Raw genomic sequence first — 17331 nt, 5'->3', positions numbered from 1 at the left:
GGGAGAGGCCGCAATGTTCGACAAGTACATGATCTGCGAGGAAGGCTTCGGCAATGTGGTCGAGGACGGCCAGGTGGTGGGTTTCACCTTCCTGGCGCGGCTTCCCTATTACCGGGGCATCGGCCTTTCCATGGTGGAGGACATCGGCGTCGTCATCGATGGCGAACCGGTTTCCCGCCAGGACGTCCGCTTCACTGTCCGTGGGCGCACCTGGACGCTGGACGAGATGGAGACGGAATACACCGAGCGCTGGAACTTCGGTGAGAAGGCGGCGGTGACGGTGCGGCGCCCCAACGGCCTGGCGCCCGGCCGGCATCGCCTACAGCTGTCGGAGCGTGTCCGCGTCTCCTACCTGCCTTTCGTGCCGACCACCCGGGACGCGAAGGAACTCGACATCCCGGCATGACTCTTCCTTTCCATGCCGGTACTGGGGGCGCGGCGGCCTGATCGCCGCGCCCTTTTCTTATGCTTCAAACCTGGGGGCGCTTGGGTATGGCGGGATAGAAGCTGATGCAGAAGGTTTGCAGGACCAGAACCACGACCGCGGGCACGTAGTAAAGCGCGTGCACCATGTGAACGGCGCCATCGCTGACTGCGGCGGGATTGTAGTCTACCCATGCCAGGCCATAGGCGATGACGGCGCCGCCCAGGGCCATGCCGATCTTGGTCGACAGGCTGATGCCCGCCGACAGCAAGCCCTCATGCCGGACACCGAAACGGGCCTCGTGATAGTCCACGGTCTCGGCCGCCATGGCGAAGATCGCCGTCATGGTCACGCTGATGAGGACCGAGGCCAGGATGTAGATCGCCAGGAACAGCCATGGCTGGCCCTCCGCCAGGGGAAGGACCAGGTACAGCCCGGTGGCCAGGATCAGCACCAGGCGGTTGCCCTGGCGCATGCCCAAGCGGCGCAGATAGGGCGGCGCGATCGCCGACCCAATCAGCAGCGTGCCGGAGATCGCCGGCAGCAGGATGGAGATCATCCATGGCTGATGCAGGACGTTCAGGGCGAAATAGGCCGTCACCGCCAGCACGGCGCCAAAGCGGATGAAGTTCAGGGTGGTGAACACGAACACCACCAGCCAGGCCCGGTTGCGGACCATATTGGAGATGGCCGACACCGTGGCGGGCGGCTCCTCGCCCCCGTCGTGGATGACTTCGCGGCAGTTGGCGAAGAGGTTCAGGATCAGCGCCACCGAAACGCCGGCCGCCAGCAGGGCCGTCAGCAGAAAGCCCTGGGCCTTGTCCCCGCCGCCCAGCGCCGTCACCAGGGGCATGGTGCCGGCGGTGGCGAAGATGACGGACAGGGCCGTGCCGGCCGAACGCAGGCTGCTGACCTGCACCCGTTCCTCCTGGCGGCCCGTCATCATGGGCAGCAGGGCGCTGTAGGGAATGTTCACGATGGAAAACAGCAGGCCCAGGATGATGAAGGTGGCGCCGGCCCAGACCAGCTTGCCCGTATCCCCGAAAGGCGGCACGTAGAAGACGGCCACCGACAGCAGGCCGAAAGGCACCGCACCGTAGAGGAAGTAGGGCCGGGTCCGTCCCCAGCGGCTGCGGGTGCGGTCCACCAGCACCCCGACCACGGGGTCAATGCCGGCATCCAGCAGCCGCGACAGCAGGAACAGGGTGCCGACCACGCCGACCGGCAGCAGCGCCACATCGGTATAGAAATAGAGCAGGAAGGCCCCGACCATGTTCCAGCAGAGGCCGAAGGCGAAATCGCCAGCGCCGTAGCTGATCTTGGCCTTCCAGGGAAGACGGCCGCCGGGTGGAGACGCGCTGGCGCTTCCCCCGATGGCGGTGGCGGATGGATGGGGAGGGGTGGGGAGGGCGATGCCACCCCCGTCTCGCGTGGACATCGCCGCAGACTCCGCTGTGAGGTTACAGGCCCAGCGCGGCACGGGCCGTCGCCAGCGTTTCTAAGGACGGGCCCTGGGGTTTGTATTCCAGGCCCACGGCGCCGGTGTACCCCAGCTCCCGCAGGATGCCGATGTAGTGCCCCCAATCCACCGTGCCGCTGCCCGGCTGATGCCGGCCAGGCACGTCGGCCACCTGGACATGCCCCACCAGGTGGAACCGTCCGGCCAAAACCTGGGCCGGGTCTTCCCCCATGACGGTGGAGTGGTACATGTCGTACAGCAGGCGCAGGTTGGGGCTGCCAACCTCCTCCACCATGTCCAGTCCTTCGGCCGTGCTGTCGAGGAACATGCCGGGATGTTCGACGCGGGTGTTGAGCGGCTCCAGCACCAGCGGGATCCCGGCCTGCTCGGCCAACGCGGCCGCCCGTTTAAGGGCGCTGACGGCGGCTTCATGCTGTTCCTGGCGCGACACCTCCGGCCGGGTGAAGCCGGACGCCACCACCAGGGCCTGCGCCCCAGTCTGCTCGGCCGCCCGCAGGCTGTCGCGCACCGCCGCCAGGAATTCGTCATGCTGGGCGGGATCGACCAGGCTGCGCCGTGGTTCGACCACCATGCTGGCCAACCGCACCCCGGTCTCATCCAGGGCGCGGCGGACATCGTCCAGCGGCTTGTCCCGCCATAGGTGGAATTCCACCGCTTTCAGCCCGGCGGCCTTGGCGGCGTGGATGCGATCAGGGAAGGACGGATGCTCGGCGGCGAACAGCCACTCGATGCACGCTGCGAGGTACATGGGGAAACTCCTGGATGGAAGTGGGGCGTCACCGCCCTGGGGCGGGACGCAAGCCTGATGGTGGAATGGTCCCGTCGCCCACGGCTCAGGGAAGGACGTCCGCGGGGGACGGTTTGGCCTTGAGCAGGGCCGCCAGCGCCACGATGCCGGCGACTAGGGCCACGAGGCCCATGGTGACGAAGGCCGCCTGTACCGTTCCATTCGTCAGCGCCCTGGCGCCGGCGACGAAGAAGGGGCTGGTGAATTGGCCGAGGAAGAAGCAGGACGCCCAGATGCCCATGCCGCGCCCGCGGTGGGCGAAGGGCAGCACGCCCTGCGCCCAGGCGATCAGGGACGGCACCGTCATGCCGGCCCCCATTTGCTGCAACAGCAGAAGGGCCACCATGATCTTATAGTCGCTGGACAGCCCCACGCCCGTGAGGCCCACGCCCAGCAAGGCGAAGACGCCCGCCAGCTGCAGCGCCGTGGCCCGTTTGCCGAGATAGCCGAACAGGAGCGTGCCGATGGGAACGCCGATGCTGGCCACGGAGATCAGGGTGCCCACCCTGCTGGGGCTGTCGACGCCGACTTCGCGGAACACCAGACCGCCTTGGATGATGAAGACGTAATAGATCGTGGAGGCCAGCAGGGTGACCGCGCCGTACAACGCCACGGCCTGCAGCGGGAAGGCGGGAGTGCGGCCGCCGCCGGCGGAGCCTGGGGCCGCCGTGGTGGATTTCCCAGGCTCGAAGATCAGGGCGTACATGCCCGCGAAAATCGGCAGGGCGATGAGGTAGATGAGGAAAACGCCGTTCCAGCGCAACTCCGTCAGCAGGCCGGAGGCCGCGATCACGGCGGGGGCCAGCGCTGAGCCGGTCACGCCTTGGATGACCAGCCATTTGCGCCGGCCCGCCGGGTCGTAATAGTCGGCGATGAGGGTGTTGACGATGGTCAGGATCGCAGCCTCCGTCACCCCCAGCAACAGCCGCGACGCGATGACGGAATACAGGCTGTCCAGGAAATAGGGCAGGGCGCCCGCGATGCCATAGAGCAGTGTCGACCAGACCAGCAGCGGCCGCCGGCCGAACCGGTCGACAGCCAGCCCGGCGAAGGGCGCCAGCACGGCGATGGCCAAGCCAGGTGCTGAGACCAGCACCGGCACCAGCAGCGATGCGTTAGCGACATCATGGAAATGGTCCAGGATGGTCGGTACCGCCGGCGCCAGCGAGATGATCGCCAGGATGGGCAGGAATCCGCTGATCACCAGGATGATCCCCTGTCCCAAACCGGCCTTGCGTTGGGCGCCCTGAATCGGAGCGTCGATCGCCCGGTCCACCATGAATTTCCTCCCTCCGGCGCCGTGCGCCGTAACAGAATAATTATTTTGAAAATAATGATGATGGGGGAACTGTTTTGTCAACGCGGGAGTTGGCGGCCGGGGATGGAGCCATAAATTTTCGCGAAGAAAAGCGATTTTTTGGGCCGTTGGCGGGTTTCGGTTGACGCCAACCGGTTTGGCTGCTTACAAATTAAGAATACCAATTCTAATTTGCCTGCCGAGTCCGGCGTGATGCGGCCGGCTGGACCGCCACAGAACGGGCCGGGGGCCGAACAGGGCGACTAACGGGAGGAAACAGTGCGCTTCTCGACCTTTCTGAACGCTCGCTCCATGGGGCCGGAGCAAGACCGCGCCGTGATGCTGGGCATGATCGACCATGCGGAACGGGCGGAAGCGGCCGGTTTCGACGCCGTTTTCCTGCCGGATCACCATTTCACCGGCTATATGCCCATGGCGTCCGATCCCTTCATGTTCGCGGCTTACCTGGCGGCGCGGTTGAAGCGGGTGCATTTCGGCTTCTCCGTCACCACGGTGCCGCTGCACCATCCCGTGCGGTTCGTCGAGCGCATCAACATCCTGGATCAACTGACCCAGGGCCGGCTACTGGTCGGCGTGGGCAGCGGCACCACGCCGGAGGAGATGATCGGCTTCGGCGTGAACTACCAGGAAGCCTCCCGCCTAGCGGAGGAGAACCTGGCCATCGCCGAAACCTTATGGGCCAAGGCCCCGCATGACGCGCCGGTGACCTTTGACAACGGGCACTACAAGGGCGAGGTGGTGCAGCGCATCGCGCCGGTGGCCTACAGCGCGGGCCATGCCAAGTTGATGCCGGTGGCGATGAAGGAAAGCAGCGCGCGGCGCGCGGCGGACCATGGCTGGCCCGCCTTCATTCCGGCCTTCACCCCACCCCGGATCGGCGGGACGGAGCCCATGGTCCATGTCCGGAAGTTTTTCACCGCGTATCGGGACATGTTGATGGCGGCCGGCCATCCGCCCGAGGTGGTCGCCGACGCCCTGTCCTGGACGACGCACACCTATCAGTGTGTGCACGTGGCGGAAACCGACGCGCAGGCCCGCCGGGAACTGGAGGACATCCTGACCGTCTACCAGGAGGCCGTTGACCGCGAGGCGGCTTTCAACGCCAAGGCCGAGGTGACGGAGGCCAACAAGAAGACGGACCGGACACCCAACGCCCTGACGGACGACTGGATTGGCACCTGGTGCCTTTACGGTAGCCCCGAGACGGTGATCGAGCACCTGCGGCCATACCAGGAACTGGGCATCGGCAACATCCTTTGCGGCATGTTGACCGGTCCCCTGACGGAGCGGCGCATGGCTTACGCCGACCAGACGCTGGACCTCATGGCCCGGAAGGTCATCCCGGCCCTGCGGGGAGAGGGACGGTGAGCCGGCCGCTGATCGTCGGCTTCGGCGGCACCACCCGCCCGGGGTCTTCGGGAGAGCGCATGGTGGCGGCCGTGCTGTCGGCCGCCGCGACCCTGGGGGCCGAAACCCGGCTGTTCGGCGGTGCCGACCTGGCGGCCCTTCCGCACTTCGCGCCCGAAAACCGCCAGCGGACGGCGGAGCAGCGCGAGTTCGTGGACGCGGTGCGCGCCGCGAACGGCCTGGTCATCGGGTCCCCCGGCTATCATGGCGGCGTCTCCGGCTTGGTGAAGAACGCCATCGATCTGCTGGAGGATTTGCGCGACGACGACCGCGTCTATTTTGACGGGTTGCCGGTCGGGCTGGCGGTCACGGCGGCGGGCTGGCAGGCGGGTGGTGTGACGCTCGCCGCCTTGCGCGGGATCGTTCACGCGATGCGGGGGTGGCCCACCCCGCTGGGCATCGCCGTGAACACCGTGGCGCAGAAGCCCTTCGATGCCGAAGGGCGTCTGGTCGACGCCGGCATCCTGGAACAGGTCCAGGTTCAGGCCCAACAAATCATGCTGCTGGCTGACCTCTGACCGCCAGCGTCTCAAGGGGAATTCCCGAATGTCTGTCGATTTGCCCGACGATCCCTTTGCCATCGCCCCGTTGACCAGTGGTCGTGACATGTGGTCGACAGCCGAGCTGCCCGGCATCCGTTCCATCAAGATGGCGGACGGCCCCATGGGTATCGCCTCGGGCCGGGTGGATGAGCGGGACGTCGCCGTTCTAACCCCATGCGGCACCGCCCTTGGCGCCAGTTTCGATACTGATCTGGTTGCCCGCGTGGGCGCCATTGTCGGTGGCGAGGCGCGGCGCCTGGGCGTCGACGCCGTCCTGGCGCCAAACCTGAACCTGCAACGCAGCCCCCTCTGCGGCCGTGCGTTCGAGCTGTTCGGCGAGGATCCCTATCTCGCCGGCGCCCTTGGGGCCGCCTGGATCGGTGGCCTGCAAAGCCAAGGGGTGGGGTCCGTCGCCAAGCACCTGGTGTGCAACGACAGTGAGACCGATCGGGACAGCATGAACGCCGTGGTCGATGACCGCGCCCTGCGCGAGGTTTACCTGCTGCCATTCGAGATGGCGGCCACGGCGGGCTGCGTCGGCATCCTGGCGGCCTACAACCGTCTGAACGGCCATTATTGCGTGGAACATCGCCAGCTGCTGACGGACATCGTCAAGGGTGACTGGCGTTATCCCGGCTTCATCGTGTCCGACTGGTTCGGGGGCCGCGATACCGTGCGTTCCGCCCTGGCGGGATTGGACCTGGACATGCCGGGCCCTGACCGGGTGCTGGGAACGAAGTTCGCCGCTGCGGTCGCGGCGGGCACGGTGCCGGGAGACCGTCTGGCCGATGCGGCCGGACGCGTGGCCGGGGCCGTGCGGGCCATCGACGGGTTGCCGGTCGGCACGGCCGTGGCCGACCCTGACGCTGTGCTGACCGAGGCCGCCGCCGCCGGCTTCGTGCTGTTGAAGAACGAGGGCGGGCTGCTGCCGCTGGCGCCGGCGGCCGTGCGGCGGGTGGCGATCATCGGCCCCAACGCGGCCAGCCCCTGCCTGCAGGGCGGCACCTTCGCCAAGATCGCGGTGCGTCCCGATTTCGTCACGCCGCTGCACGCCATCCGCGCGCGCTTCGGTGACGCCATCGAGGTGGTTTATGAGCAGGGCGTGGCGCCGGAATATCGCCTGCCGCCCCTGAGCGTCACGCCCGCCCGGGACCTGGGCGATGGGGCGTCCCGCGGCATGACCGTGGAGTTCTTTGTCGGCGATGGCGACGGCGAGCCTGTGTTCGCGGAGACCCGCGACACCAACTCGCTGACCTGGTTCGTTGGCCTGCCGGGTACGGACCACCTGAAACAGGCCGGGCGCATCCGGGCCAGCGGTTGGTTTGTGCCGGAGCGGGGGGGCGCCCACCGCGTCCACCTCGGCGGCACGGGCACGCTGCGCCTGACGGTGGATGGCTGCGAGGTGTTCAGCGGCGGTGGCCCGGTGGCGCCGTCCGACCTCATGGGCATGCTCAAGGGCGGCGACAGCCAGTCGGTGGTGCTGGACCTGGCCGCCGGCACACCCGTGCTGCTGTCCTTCGAACTGGCCTACACCCCGGCCCGGGCTCAAGGCCTGTGGTATGGCTTGGCGGGCCCGGACCTGCCGGCCGAGATGCTGGAGCGCGCCCTGGCCGCGGCTGCCGATGCGGATGTTGTTTTGCTGATGGTGGGGGAGACGGCGGACGCCGGTGTGGAAAGCAAGGACCGCCCCGGAACGTCCTTGCCGGCCGCGCAGGTTGATCTGCTCCATCGCCTGCACGGGGTGAACCCCAACATCGTGGCCATCTGCAATGTCGCCCACGCCTTCGACCTGTCATGGCAGGACAAGGTGAAGGGCTTGATGATCACCTGGTATCCCGGCGAACAGTATGGCCCCGCCTTGGCCCAGGTGCTGGCTGGGGACCGGGAGCCCGGCGGCCGCTTGCCCTTGAGCATCGCCCGTCAGGACGGTGATTATCCCGCCTTCAGCCTGAAGCCGGAGACGTCGGGCGATGTGCCCTACCGGGAGGGACACCTTATCGGCTACAAGGGGATGCAAGCCGCCGGCACGGCGCCCTTGCATGCCTTTGGCGCCGGCTTCGGCTATACCCGGTTCGCGGTGTCCGATCCTTGTCTGGCCGAGGCGGCGGACGGTGCCGCCGTGGTGTCGGCGCGGGTGCGCAATATCGGGCCGCGTTCGGGCAAGGCGGTGCTCCAGGCCTATGTCGCCGGGTCGGATGGCATCCGCCACTTGCGGGGCTTCGTCAGCATCGTCGTGCCGGTGGGGGAGGAGGTGACAGTCCGCCTCACGCTGCCGTCGCGCGCCTTCGCCCACTGGGACACGTCGGCCGGCGGCTGGCGGACGGTGCCGGGCCGGCACGAAGTGCTGCTGGGGTGGAACAGCCTGGATCTGCCGATACGGCTGTTCGTCGAGCGGGTGGCGGGCTGAGCCTGTCCGCGAGCAGCTTCACGCCCAAAGGCGATTCCACCTTTGGGCGATCTGCGCTAGCCCGCCTTCGCCTTGGTGCTGGGCCTGCCTCTCGGCCGGCGCTGGGGCAGGGGTGCGGCGTCCTCCTCAAGCCCGGCGGCATCGGTGCCGCGGGGGATGCCGGCCTGCGGTTCGGAGGGGGCTGCTGGGTGGGGCTGATCGCCATCGGGGGACGCAGCCTTGGCGACATAAGGCTTGGTCATGAGATAAGCCGCGAAGGAATGCGTGAGATCGCGTTTCAGTTGTTCCCATTCCCACATATCCCCCTCTTCCCGCACCGAACCCAGCCCCAACACACGGGCCAGGGCCGCGTACATGATATTGAACCCCGCCTGTACGGCGCGTTCCGGATCCGGGTGCGCGATATCATTCCGGTATCTTAAAATCGCGAGTTTGATGTCGGCGATGGCCGCCTGATGCGATGTCTTGCCCAACTGGGCCACCACCGGGTCATGGTTGGCGCGCAGCATCATCGCCCTGAGTATGTCCGCGTGATGGCGCAGGTGCTCCGCCATGCCCGCGGTCAGTGCCGCGACCAGGTCATGCAGGTTGCCTGTCTCCAAGGCCACCCGGGCGATCAGCTGCTGCTGCTCCTGCTGGATGTTTGTTTGAACCCGTTCCTGCACGGCGCGGATCAAGTCGTCTTTGCTGTCGAAGCGACAGTAGATGGAACCGACCGAGACCTTGCCGACACGGCTGACATCGGTGAGGGTGAATTCATCGTTGCCGTGACTTTTCAGCAGATCTTGCGCCGCCGCGAGCATCCGTTCGTACGAGGCCCTGCTGCGACTTTGCACGGGCTCCCGTTGTGGGCCTGGCTTCACCGCTTTTCGTTCACTCATAAGCTCCGCTTTCCCAAATATATATACGGCTCGTGACGGCTCGAAATTATAGCACTGATACCATTTTGGGCTATCGCCTGGGGAACTGCAATCGCCCGGACCGATACATACCTGACTTTGGCCCCGACGTTGGCCGGCCCCGTCTTCGCCGCACGGCGCCGCAGACGGGGCCGGCCAACGCCCGCGACGGTCGCTTGATAATATAACGGCGATTCCGATAATTCGGCGTGAACGGGAGATTCCCAGCCCTTGGTTACGTGGCGGGGCGGGACGTCGCAGTGCGAAAGCCTGCGGCTCTTTGAACCAGTGGGTTGAGGGAGTGGCATTAATTGCAAAACTTTCCCTGGGTTTTCGTCCTTTTGCCGGCCGGGCGCCGCCGTGTGCGCCAGTGAGCGGCCCGGTGCAGGAAGCGGCGGATTGGCTCTGGACAAGAACAATAATCCAGGTTCTAATTAACACCAACAAATGCGGGGAGGAATGGATGGGCCGGTAAATCATCGGTCACCTTCCCGACATATCAGGGGAGGGTGTCCATGAAACCATCGATCAAATTGCTGCTGCGCGCCTCGACGGCGCTGTTCCTGACAACCGGGGCCGCGATGGCGCAGACCGCGCCGCAGAGTGCGCCCGCATCGGCGGGCTCCAACGCCGCCGACCCTTCCCTCATGGAAATCGTGGTCACGGCCCAGAAGCGCAGCGAAAGTGTGCAGCAGGTGCCGATTTCCGTGACGGTGATCAGTGCCGACCAGCTCGCCCGGCGGGGTGTGCAGTCGGTACAGGACCTGTCGCAGGCCAGCGCCTCCTTGGAATTCACGGCGCCCACGGCCGCCCCTGGCGGCGGCGGCTTCGTTCGGGGCATCGGCACCAACCAGGTGGGCAACGCCACGGCGGCCAGTTCCGTCAGCATCGTGCTGGATGGCGTAGTGCTGGGCAACGTCCCGGTCTCGGATATTTTCGATACGGAGCGGGTGGAGGTCCTGAAGGGTCCCCAGGGCACGCTGTTCGGCAGCTCGGTCTCGGCCGGCCTGGTCAACATCACCACCAAGGCGCCCGTCCTGGGCGAGACGTCGGGCTATGTGACCACGGAATTCGCCTTCACCGGGCTGGGCTCAGGCTATTCGCGCGATGTCGTGCGCGCCGCCCTGAACATGCCGGTCACCAGCGATTCGGCCCTGCGTCTGGCCGCTCACTTCTACGACAATTCCGGCCTGACCCACGACACGGTCACGGGGAAGGATGAGGACCAGAGCAACTACGGCCTCCGCGCCCGTTACCTGGCCCAGCTGTCCGACAGGCTGACGTTCAATCTGATCGGCGACTACAACAAGACCGACAACAAGAATACGGGCGGCCTGATCTATCGGGCGGCCACTGCTGGCTCGCCGCTGGCCCAGGCCCTGGGGGCATGCGGTATCGTGGCGTCGCCCTCCAACACCAACCAGTGCAACGAACAGGGAATTTATGACCGGGCGCAGGTGGGCGGCTTGTCGGGGCAATTCGACCTCGACCTGGACGGCATGACGCTGACCTCCATCACCGCCGGGCGCCGCTCGCACGATACCACCGCCGTCGACCTCATCGGCATAACGCCGTCCGTGACCCGCCAGTACCTGCAGAACTGCAATTTCGTGGATTGCTTCCCGGTCGTGGCGCTCTACGCCGGCACCCCCACCACCCCGCAGGTGAGTAACCATTCCCTCTTTTCGCAGGAATTGCGCCTGACCTCGTCGGATAACCGCGACCTGGAATGGGTCGGCGGCTTGTATTACCAGCGCACCGCGTACGCCACGTCCAAGCCGGGGCTGCTGCTCATCCACCCGGCGGCCGTGGGCATGGACCTGACAGCCGCGGAGGGCACGCAGCGTATCCACGCCGATAGCGAGGACTATGCCGCCTTTGGCAACGCGACCTGGTATCTGGAACCGGAAACCCGGCTGATCGGCGGCTTACGCTTCACCCATTCCCGCGTCCATGAGGAAGAATCAGACCTCATCAACGCTGGCGTGCCGGACACCTTCGCCGCGACCGGCTACGCCAACGCGGCCACCTGGCGGGCGGGCATACAGCATGATTTCGACCGGGACATGATGGTCTATGCGACGGCCTCCGCCGGTTACAAGGCGCCGCAGATCAACGACCAGCTTACCACCACCGATCACACCCTGGACCCTATCAAGGCGGAACGCCCCATCGGGTTCGAGGTGGGGGTGAAGAAGACCATGTTCGACGGCCGGCTCTACGTCGACGCCGACCTGTTCTACACCGATGTGAAGGACTTCCAGACGCAGTCGTGCGTTTCCGGCATCAGCGGTCTGAACTGCTCCAACATCAACGTGTCGAGCGTCGTCACCAAGGGCTTCGAGTGGGAAATCTTCGGCCACCCCTTCGCCGACACGACCGTCAACGTTTCCGGTATCGTCAATATCGCTGAATATCCGCAGGGTTTCATCGGCGCCGACGGGTCGGACATGTCCAACAAGCAGCTGAACTACGCGCCCAAGTTCAAGATGACCATCTCGGCGGAGCGGCAGTTCACCCTGTCCGATACCTACAGCCTGGTCCTGGGGGCGGATGCCACCATCCGGACCAAGCAGTCCATGTATCTGTCAGCCGACCCGGTCTATGTCGTGCCGGGCCAAACCATCTTCAACACCCGGCTGACCCTGAAGTCCGAGGACGGTTGGTCGGTGGGCTTGTTCGGCCGCAATCTGGGCGACAAGGTCTATCCGACCCAGCTCTACCCCACCACGGCATTCGCCAAAGGCGGGCTGTGGCAGGTGCTCGACCCCAACTCCCGCCGGATGGTGGGCATACAGGCGGAAGCCAAATTCTGAACCTGGGCCGGCGGCGGTGCGAGGGGCATCCCCAACGCGCCGCGGCCGGGCCCGTCGAGAGGATAGCCCCTTCAAGAGGATAGCCCATGGATCACGGTAACAGGGGTGGAAGCGGCGCCGGCCGGCGCCAGTTTCTCATGGGCCTGGCGGCGGCGGGTGCGGCGTTGACGCCCGCCACCCTCTGGGCCCAGGCCAGGTCCGGCGCAGGCGCTGCCTCCCCAGGATTGATGCCGTCGCAGCGGGCGCTGCTGGACCGGGTTTGCGACCTGACGATCCCGGACAGCGACACGCCGGGGGCCCTGGCGGCCGGTGTGCCGGCCTTCGTCGCCCTGGCGCTGGCCCATGGCCTGGAGGGCGCCGGCGCGCCCGTCCCCGCCGCCCGCTTCACCGGCGGCGCGGGTCCGGACGGCGCCACGGTGCTGGATTGGCTGACGTTCGAGCTGGACCTGAAGACGGGCGGCGCCTTTCTGGCGGCGGCGCCCACCTCCCAGGTTCAGGCGTTGGCGGCCTTGGATGGCGCGGCTTACGTGCCTGGCGGTGAGAGGTCGCCCTGGCGTGTGCTGAAAGGACTGATCGTCACCGGCTACTACACTTCCGAGGCCGGCGCCTCGCGGGAGCTGCAGTACGAACTCGTGCCCGGACATTGGGATCCGGATGTGCCGGTCGGCCCCCATGCGCGGGCCTGGTCTAACGATTGGACGGCGGTGGATTTCGGATGAGCACTGAATTTGACGCGATCGTGGTCGGTTCCGGCATAACCGGGGGCTGGGCCGCCAAGGAACTGACGGAGAAGGGCCTGAAGGTCCTGATGGTCGAGCGCGGCCGCATGATCGAGCATGGCAGCGGCTACGTGACCGAAACACTGGCGCCCTGGGAAATGCCCTTCCGGGGGGAGGGCGACGCCGCCCTCTACACCCGCGATTTCGCCGTTCAGTCCAAGAACCGGCATTTCACCGAGTTCACGCAAAACCATTTCGTTAACGACAGGGACAATCCCTATTCCGTGGCCGAGGGCACGGAGTTCAATTGGTGGCGCGGCTACCAGCTGGGTGGCCGCTCCCTGACCTGGGGCCGCCAATCCTACCGCATGAGCGATTATGACTTCGGCGCCAACAAGAAGGATGGCCACGGCAGTGACTGGCCCATCCGCTATGCCGACCTGGCGCCCTGGTACGATCATGTGGAGCGCTTCATCGGCGTGTCCGGCCAGGCGGAGGGCGTGGCCTCCCTGCCCGACGGCATCTACCAGCCGCCTATGGCCCTGAATGTCCTGGAGCGCCACGCCAAGGGGATCATCGAGCAGCGCTGGCCCGACCGGCGTCTGACCATCGGGCGCACCGCCAACCTGACGCAGGAGAAGGAGGGGCGGTCCGCTTGCCAGTATCGCTCCATCTGCGCGCGCGGTTGTTCCTATGGCGCCTATTTCAGCACCCAGAGTTCCACCCTGCCGGCGGCGCAGAAGACCGGAAACCTGACCCTGATCACCGACACGGTGGTGGAGCGGGTGGACTACGACGCCCGGACGCGGCGGGCGACCGGCGTCTCGGTGCTGAATGTGAAGACGGGGGAACGGCGGCGGCACACCGCCCGCATTGTCTTCCTCAACGCCGGCGCCTTCAACACCAACCACCTGCTGTTGCGGTCAGGGTCCGACGCATTCCCTGGGGGACTGGGCAATTCCAGTGGCCTGCTGGGCACCCACATCATGGACCACGCGACCACCGTGGGCGCCGTCGCGCTGTTCGACCGCTTCCAGGACCGCACGACGTTTGGCAACCGCCCCACGGGGATCGTCATCCCGCGCTTCCGCAACCTGGATCGCCAGGAGGGCGACTTCCTGCGGGGTTACAGTTTCCAAGGGGGCGCCTTGCGCAGCACCTGGACCCGGGCCAAGCGCGAGGCGGGTGTGGGCGCGGACTTCAAGGCCGCGATGCGCGGCCCCGGCGGCTGGCGCATGGTCCTGGTTTCCTTTGCTGAAAGCCTGCCGCGCCCCACCAACCGGCTGACGCTGGATCCGAACAAGACCGACGCCGCGGGCGCGCCGCTGCTGAAGATCGATTTCAGCCATGGAGAGAACGAGCGGAAGGCGCTGGCGGACGCGGGGCGGGAGGCCAGCGCCATGCTGACGGCGGCGGGGGGCAAGGTCGTCCTGTCGCTGGACCGGCCCGGCGCGGGGGGCAGCGCCATTCACGAAATGGGCGGCGCCATGATGGGCGACAACCCGCGCACCTCCGTCACCAACCGTTGGAACCAACTGCACGACGTGGCCAACGTCTTCGTCAGCGACGGCGCCGCCATGGCCTCGTCAGCCTGCCAGAACCCGTCGCTGACCTATATGGCGTTGACCGCCCGGGCCTGCGACGCCGCCGTGCGCTTGTTACGGGAGGCTAAGATCTAGGGCGTGCCGGCAGGCGGCGTATGAGGGATCGATGGAAGGCCGACATTCGCTACGCTTGCCGGGAAGGGGCGCCCAGGAACGTGGACGGGTATCGAAGGGACTCGGCCACACAGTTTCCGGGAATGGTCCAGGAGGTGTTACCGATGATCGCCAACGGTCTGCGCGCCACGTTGGGGGTCCGGCCGCCGAAGCTGACGGCCTCCGCCCAGGTTTCCGTCCAGAGCTGAGGTACCAGGCCGGTGCCGGGCGGTTGCGGGCGGGGGTCATGCGTTCGCCCCGCCGTCGACGGTGAAGCCCGTGCCGTTGACCGAACGGGCCTCATCGCCGGCGATGAAGGCGAAGAGTGCTGCGACATCTTCGGGCCTGCCATATTCCTTGATCGCCATCCGCTGACGCTGGGCTTCGGCATGGGGGCCGTCGGCGGGATTCATGTCGGTGTTGGTCGAGCCCGGATGCACGAGGTTGACGGTGATCCCGCGCGGACCAAGATCACGCGCCGCGCCCTTAGTCCAGGCGATCAGCGCGGCCTTGCTGGCCGAATAGAGCGCCTTGCCGGCGTCGGGCACGCGATCCGCGAGGTTGCTGCCGGTCGAGATGACGCGGCCGCCCTCGGACATGTACGGCAGGGCCGCTTGGGTCGCGAGGATCACGCCCCGGACGTTCACCGCCAGCATGACGTCGATTTGTTCGAGCGTGACTTCCTCGACAGTGCCGTAACTGATGATGCCGGCGTTGTTGACGAGGATGTCCAGGCCGCCGAGTTCGGAGGCGGCGTGATCGACGGCCCGCTTGATCGACGCTGGCTCCGCCGCGTTCATCTGGATCGCGACGGCACGGCCACCGGCCACCTCGATCTCACGCGCAATGGCGTTGGCGGCGTCGGCCGACCGCTCGTAACCAATCGCGACCGCGGCCCCCTCGGCGGCGAAGCGGCGGGCGATGGCGGCGCCGATCCCACGGCTGGCACCTGTGATGAAAGCGCGTTTTCCTTGAAGGGATGACATTGCGATCTCCATTGAATGCCAGAGGGCGCGCCCTTCAGCGGCCCACGGATACCGGTGTGGTTTTGAGGGGTGGTCTGCTGGGACGGCGCCGTCCCTACTTGGCGTAAGTTGCGACGATCTGACCGACAAGCTTGGCCCAGGGCATGTCCAGGGCGTCGTACACGGCGGCCGATTCCGGCGCGCCATTGTCTTTCAGGATCTCGACCATCAGGGTCGCATAGTCGGACAGGATCACGCCGGCCTGCTGCAGGCGGAACAGGTTCACGTCGTGCTTGGTGCGGTTGAAGGTGCCTGACGCGTCGACGGCGATGTAGGCGTCATAGCCCTTGGCCACGGCCGTCATCGCCGGGAAGCCCGCGCAGACCTCCAGCGAAATGCCCGCGAAGATCAGCTTCTTGCGGCCGGTCGCCTCGATCGCGGCGGCGACGCGGGGATCGTCATAGGCGTTCACCGTGGAGCGGTCGACGATCTCGATGCCGTCCAGCGCCTCCACAAGCTCGGGGAAAGTCGGGCCCCACAGGGTATCGCGCGCGGTGCTGGTGGCGACAATGGGCAGGCTGAGCGCCTTGGCCGCGCGGGCGAGCGCCACGACGTTGTGCTTAAGCTCGCCCGTCTCATAGTCACGCACGCCGGTCATCAGATTGACTTGGTGATCGACGAGGATCACGGCGGCGTTGTCCTTGGTCAGCGGCTCATAGATACGGTTCGTCATTTCCACTCTCCAGCCAATGATTGGGTCCGGCTCACGATCATCGTTCGTGATGGCTGGAAGGTAGGGGGTGGACGAGCGGCCCAGAAGACGTCTAAATCGCAACTTAACGTCCATAATGATGGACGATGGGGATTGTGATGCTGGACCTGAACGACTTCTTCTACTTCGTCCAAATCGTTGATCGCGGCGGCTTCACAGCCGCCGGCCGGACGCTGCGGATCCCCAAATCGACGCTCAGCCACCGCATTCAGCAGCTAGAGAACGAGCTTGGCGTGCGTCTGCTCAATCGCACATCGCGCCGCTTCGGCATGACGGATTCCGGCGAGGACTTTTATCGGCACGCCGTCGCCATGCTGCGGGAGGCGGAACTGGCGGAGACCACGATCCGCGGGCGCCTGACGGAGCCAAAGGGCACGGTCCGCTGCACGGCCGGCACGGCGACGATGCAGTTCGCGCTCGCCGACATCATCGCGGACTTCTTGGTCCAGCACCCGAAAGTGAATGTTGTCGCGCATGCCGCCGACCGCACTGTCGACATCGTGGGCGAGAATTACGACTTGGCCGTTCGAGCGCACTCCGACCCACTGCCGGACTCCAACCTCGTTCAGCGGACCCTCGCGCCCGCGCCCTGGTTTCTGTTCGCGGGCTCCGACTATGTGAGGAGACACGGCGCGCCGAAGACGCCTCAGGATCTGCAGGAGCATCCCTCGCTGTTCATGATGCGGACGGGCGTGGAGCCTGTGTGGCGGCTGCGTCACGCACACCAAAAGCGCGACGAGATCGTAGTGCCGCTCACACCGCGCCTGCTGGGTGACGACATGGTGGGACTGAAGCAGGCCGCGATCAGGGGGCTGGGCGTGGTGGCGCTTCCCGGCTACATCTGCCGGGCCGAGGTCCATTCAGGCGCTATGGAGCGCATCCTGCCGGATTGGCTTGCCGGTGATTCCACGCTGACCGCGCTCATCCCGTATCGACAAGGTCTCCTTCCCTCCGTGCGGGCGTTTCTTGACCACCTGTCAGCAGAATTTCCGAAGCGCGTACTCATGTAGATTTGGCGGGTTGTGCGAGTGTGGCTTTCCATTCCACGCTTCCACCAAGCCGGCATACTTCCCGCAAAGACGCTCTGCCCGCCCCCTG

14 protein-coding genes are annotated in these 17331 nt (G+C 66.3%); 8 read left to right on the top strand and 6 right to left on the bottom strand.

Translation table 11 applies throughout. From position 1 onward, the window contains the following. Positions 1–13: 13 nt before the first annotated feature. A complete protein-coding gene (locus I55_RS03825) occupies positions 14–406 on the top strand; it encodes a DUF6379 domain-containing protein (protein WP_044559175.1) in 393 nt (130 codons plus the stop codon). Between the two features lie 64 nt (positions 407–470). Here the strand turns inward: I55_RS03825 and I55_RS03820 are convergent, their stop codons facing one another. The 3 genes from I55_RS03820 to I55_RS03810 all read right to left on the bottom strand — a co-directional run bounded on the left by I55_RS03820 (position 471) and on the right by I55_RS03810 (position 3970). Then, a complete protein-coding gene (locus tag I55_RS03820; RefSeq protein ID WP_049973800.1) occupies positions 471–1862 on the bottom strand; it encodes an MFS transporter in 1392 nt (463 codons plus the stop codon). 22 nt (positions 1863–1884) lie between these two features. Next, on the bottom strand, positions 1885–2652 hold the full coding sequence (locus I55_RS03815; RefSeq protein ID WP_044559174.1) for a hydroxypyruvate isomerase family protein: 768 nt from the start codon (positions 2650–2652) through the stop codon (positions 1885–1887). Positions 2653–2737: 85 nt separating this feature from the next. Next, positions 2738–3970 (bottom strand): MFS transporter, encoded by a 1233-nt coding sequence (locus I55_RS03810; RefSeq protein ID WP_044559173.1) that lies wholly within the window; start codon positions 3968–3970, stop codon positions 2738–2740. Positions 3971–4267: 297 nt separating this feature from the next. Here I55_RS03810 and I55_RS03805 point away from each other — a divergent pair, with 297 nt between their 5' ends. From I55_RS03805 to I55_RS03795, 3 genes are read left to right on the top strand one after another with little or no spacing between them, the layout of a single operon-like run. Continuing rightward, positions 4268–5377, top strand: a complete 1110-nt coding sequence (locus I55_RS03805) for an LLM class flavin-dependent oxidoreductase (RefSeq protein ID WP_044559172.1) — start codon at positions 4268–4270, stop codon at positions 5375–5377. Then, complete coding sequence (locus I55_RS03800) at positions 5374–5934, top strand: NADPH-dependent FMN reductase (RefSeq protein ID WP_044559171.1); 561 nt, start codon at positions 5374–5376, stop codon at positions 5932–5934. The genes I55_RS03805 and I55_RS03800 overlap by 4 nt, the downstream gene beginning before the upstream one ends. A gap of 28 nt (positions 5935–5962) precedes the next feature. Continuing rightward, the gene (locus tag I55_RS03795) at positions 5963–8365 is read left to right on the top strand and encodes a beta-glucosidase (protein WP_044559170.1); all 2403 of its coding nucleotides are present in this window, start codon (positions 5963–5965) and stop codon (positions 8363–8365) included. A gap of 56 nt (positions 8366–8421) precedes the next feature. On the opposite strand, the gene I55_RS36795 is transcribed toward I55_RS03795, so the two are convergent. Continuing rightward, entirely contained in the window at positions 8422–9246 is an 825-nt protein-coding gene (locus I55_RS36795) for a TetR/AcrR family transcriptional regulator (RefSeq protein WP_159107103.1), read from the bottom strand. A gap of 533 nt (positions 9247–9779) precedes the next feature. On the opposite strand from I55_RS36795, the gene I55_RS03785 reads away from it, so the two are divergent. The 3 genes from I55_RS03785 (at position 9780) to I55_RS03775 (ending at position 14478) form a co-directional block, all read left to right on the top strand. Further along, entirely contained in the window at positions 9780–12080 is a 2301-nt protein-coding gene (locus I55_RS03785) for a TonB-dependent receptor (protein ID WP_083900817.1), read from the top strand. Positions 12081–12166: 86 nt separating this feature from the next. Then, positions 12167–12799 carry a gluconate 2-dehydrogenase subunit 3 family protein gene (locus tag I55_RS03780; RefSeq protein WP_044559168.1) on the top strand — a complete coding sequence of 211 codons (633 nt, stop codon included), beginning with the start codon at positions 12167–12169 and terminating at the stop codon, positions 12797–12799. After that, positions 12796–14478, top strand: a complete 1683-nt coding sequence (locus I55_RS03775) for an FAD-dependent oxidoreductase (protein ID WP_044559167.1) — start codon at positions 12796–12798, stop codon at positions 14476–14478. The genes I55_RS03780 and I55_RS03775 overlap by 4 nt, the downstream gene beginning before the upstream one ends. Before the next feature lie 263 nt (positions 14479–14741). On the opposite strand, the gene I55_RS03770 is transcribed toward I55_RS03775, so the two are convergent. Next, the gene (locus tag I55_RS03770; protein WP_044559166.1) at positions 14742–15482 is read right to left on the bottom strand and encodes an SDR family NAD(P)-dependent oxidoreductase; all 741 of its coding nucleotides are present in this window, start codon (positions 15480–15482) and stop codon (positions 14742–14744) included. A 94-nt stretch (positions 15483–15576) separates the two neighbouring features. Then, positions 15577–16194 carry an isochorismatase family protein gene (locus I55_RS03765; protein WP_044559165.1) on the bottom strand — a complete coding sequence of 206 codons (618 nt, stop codon included), beginning with the start codon at positions 16192–16194 and terminating at the stop codon, positions 15577–15579. A 137-nt stretch (positions 16195–16331) separates the two neighbouring features. Here I55_RS03765 and I55_RS03760 point away from each other — a divergent pair, with 137 nt between their 5' ends. Then, positions 16332–17243, top strand: coding sequence for a LysR substrate-binding domain-containing protein (locus I55_RS03760; protein WP_044559191.1), 912 nt, complete (start codon positions 16332–16334; stop codon positions 17241–17243). Positions 17244–17331 lie beyond the last annotated feature (88 nt).

The sequence above is a fragment of the Azospirillum sp. B4 genome (assembly GCF_000333275.1).
GTDB lineage: Bacteria > Pseudomonadota > Alphaproteobacteria > Azospirillales > Azospirillaceae > Nitrospirillum.
This window is presented reverse-complemented; position numbering and strand designations above follow the sequence as displayed.

Excerpts from the sequence above, each read along its gene's own strand:
- I55_RS03780 (WP_044559168.1), top strand. The coding sequence starts at position 12,167 with ATGGATCACGGTAACAGGGGTGGAAGCGGCGCCGGCCGGCGCCAGTTT.
- I55_RS03785 (WP_083900817.1), top strand. The coding sequence starts at position 9,780 with ATGAAACCATCGATCAAATTGCTGCTGCGCGCCTCGACGGCGCTGTTC.
- I55_RS03775 (WP_044559167.1), top strand. The coding sequence starts at position 12,796 with ATGAGCACTGAATTTGACGCGATCGTGGTCGGTTCCGGCATAACCGGG.
- I55_RS03795 (WP_044559170.1), top strand. The coding sequence starts at position 5,963 with ATGTCTGTCGATTTGCCCGACGATCCCTTTGCCATCGCCCCGTTGACC.
- I55_RS03820 (WP_049973800.1), bottom strand. The coding sequence starts at position 1,862 with ATGTCCACGCGAGACGGGGGTGGCATCGCCCTCCCCACCCCTCCCCAT.
- I55_RS03765 (WP_044559165.1), bottom strand. The coding sequence starts at position 16,194 with ATGACGAACCGTATCTATGAGCCGCTGACCAAGGACAACGCCGCCGTG.
- I55_RS03815 (WP_044559174.1), bottom strand. The coding sequence starts at position 2,652 with ATGTACCTCGCAGCGTGCATCGAGTGGCTGTTCGCCGCCGAGCATCCG.
- I55_RS03810 (WP_044559173.1), bottom strand. The coding sequence starts at position 3,970 with ATGGTGGACCGGGCGATCGACGCTCCGATTCAGGGCGCCCAACGCAAG.
- I55_RS03825 (WP_044559175.1), top strand. The coding sequence starts at position 14 with ATGTTCGACAAGTACATGATCTGCGAGGAAGGCTTCGGCAATGTGGTC.
- I55_RS03770 (WP_044559166.1), bottom strand. The coding sequence starts at position 15,482 with ATGTCATCCCTTCAAGGAAAACGCGCTTTCATCACAGGTGCCAGCCGT.
- I55_RS36795 (WP_159107103.1), bottom strand. The coding sequence starts at position 9,246 with ATGAGTGAACGAAAAGCGGTGAAGCCAGGCCCACAACGGGAGCCCGTG.
- I55_RS03760 (WP_044559191.1), top strand. The coding sequence starts at position 16,332 with ATGCTGGACCTGAACGACTTCTTCTACTTCGTCCAAATCGTTGATCGC.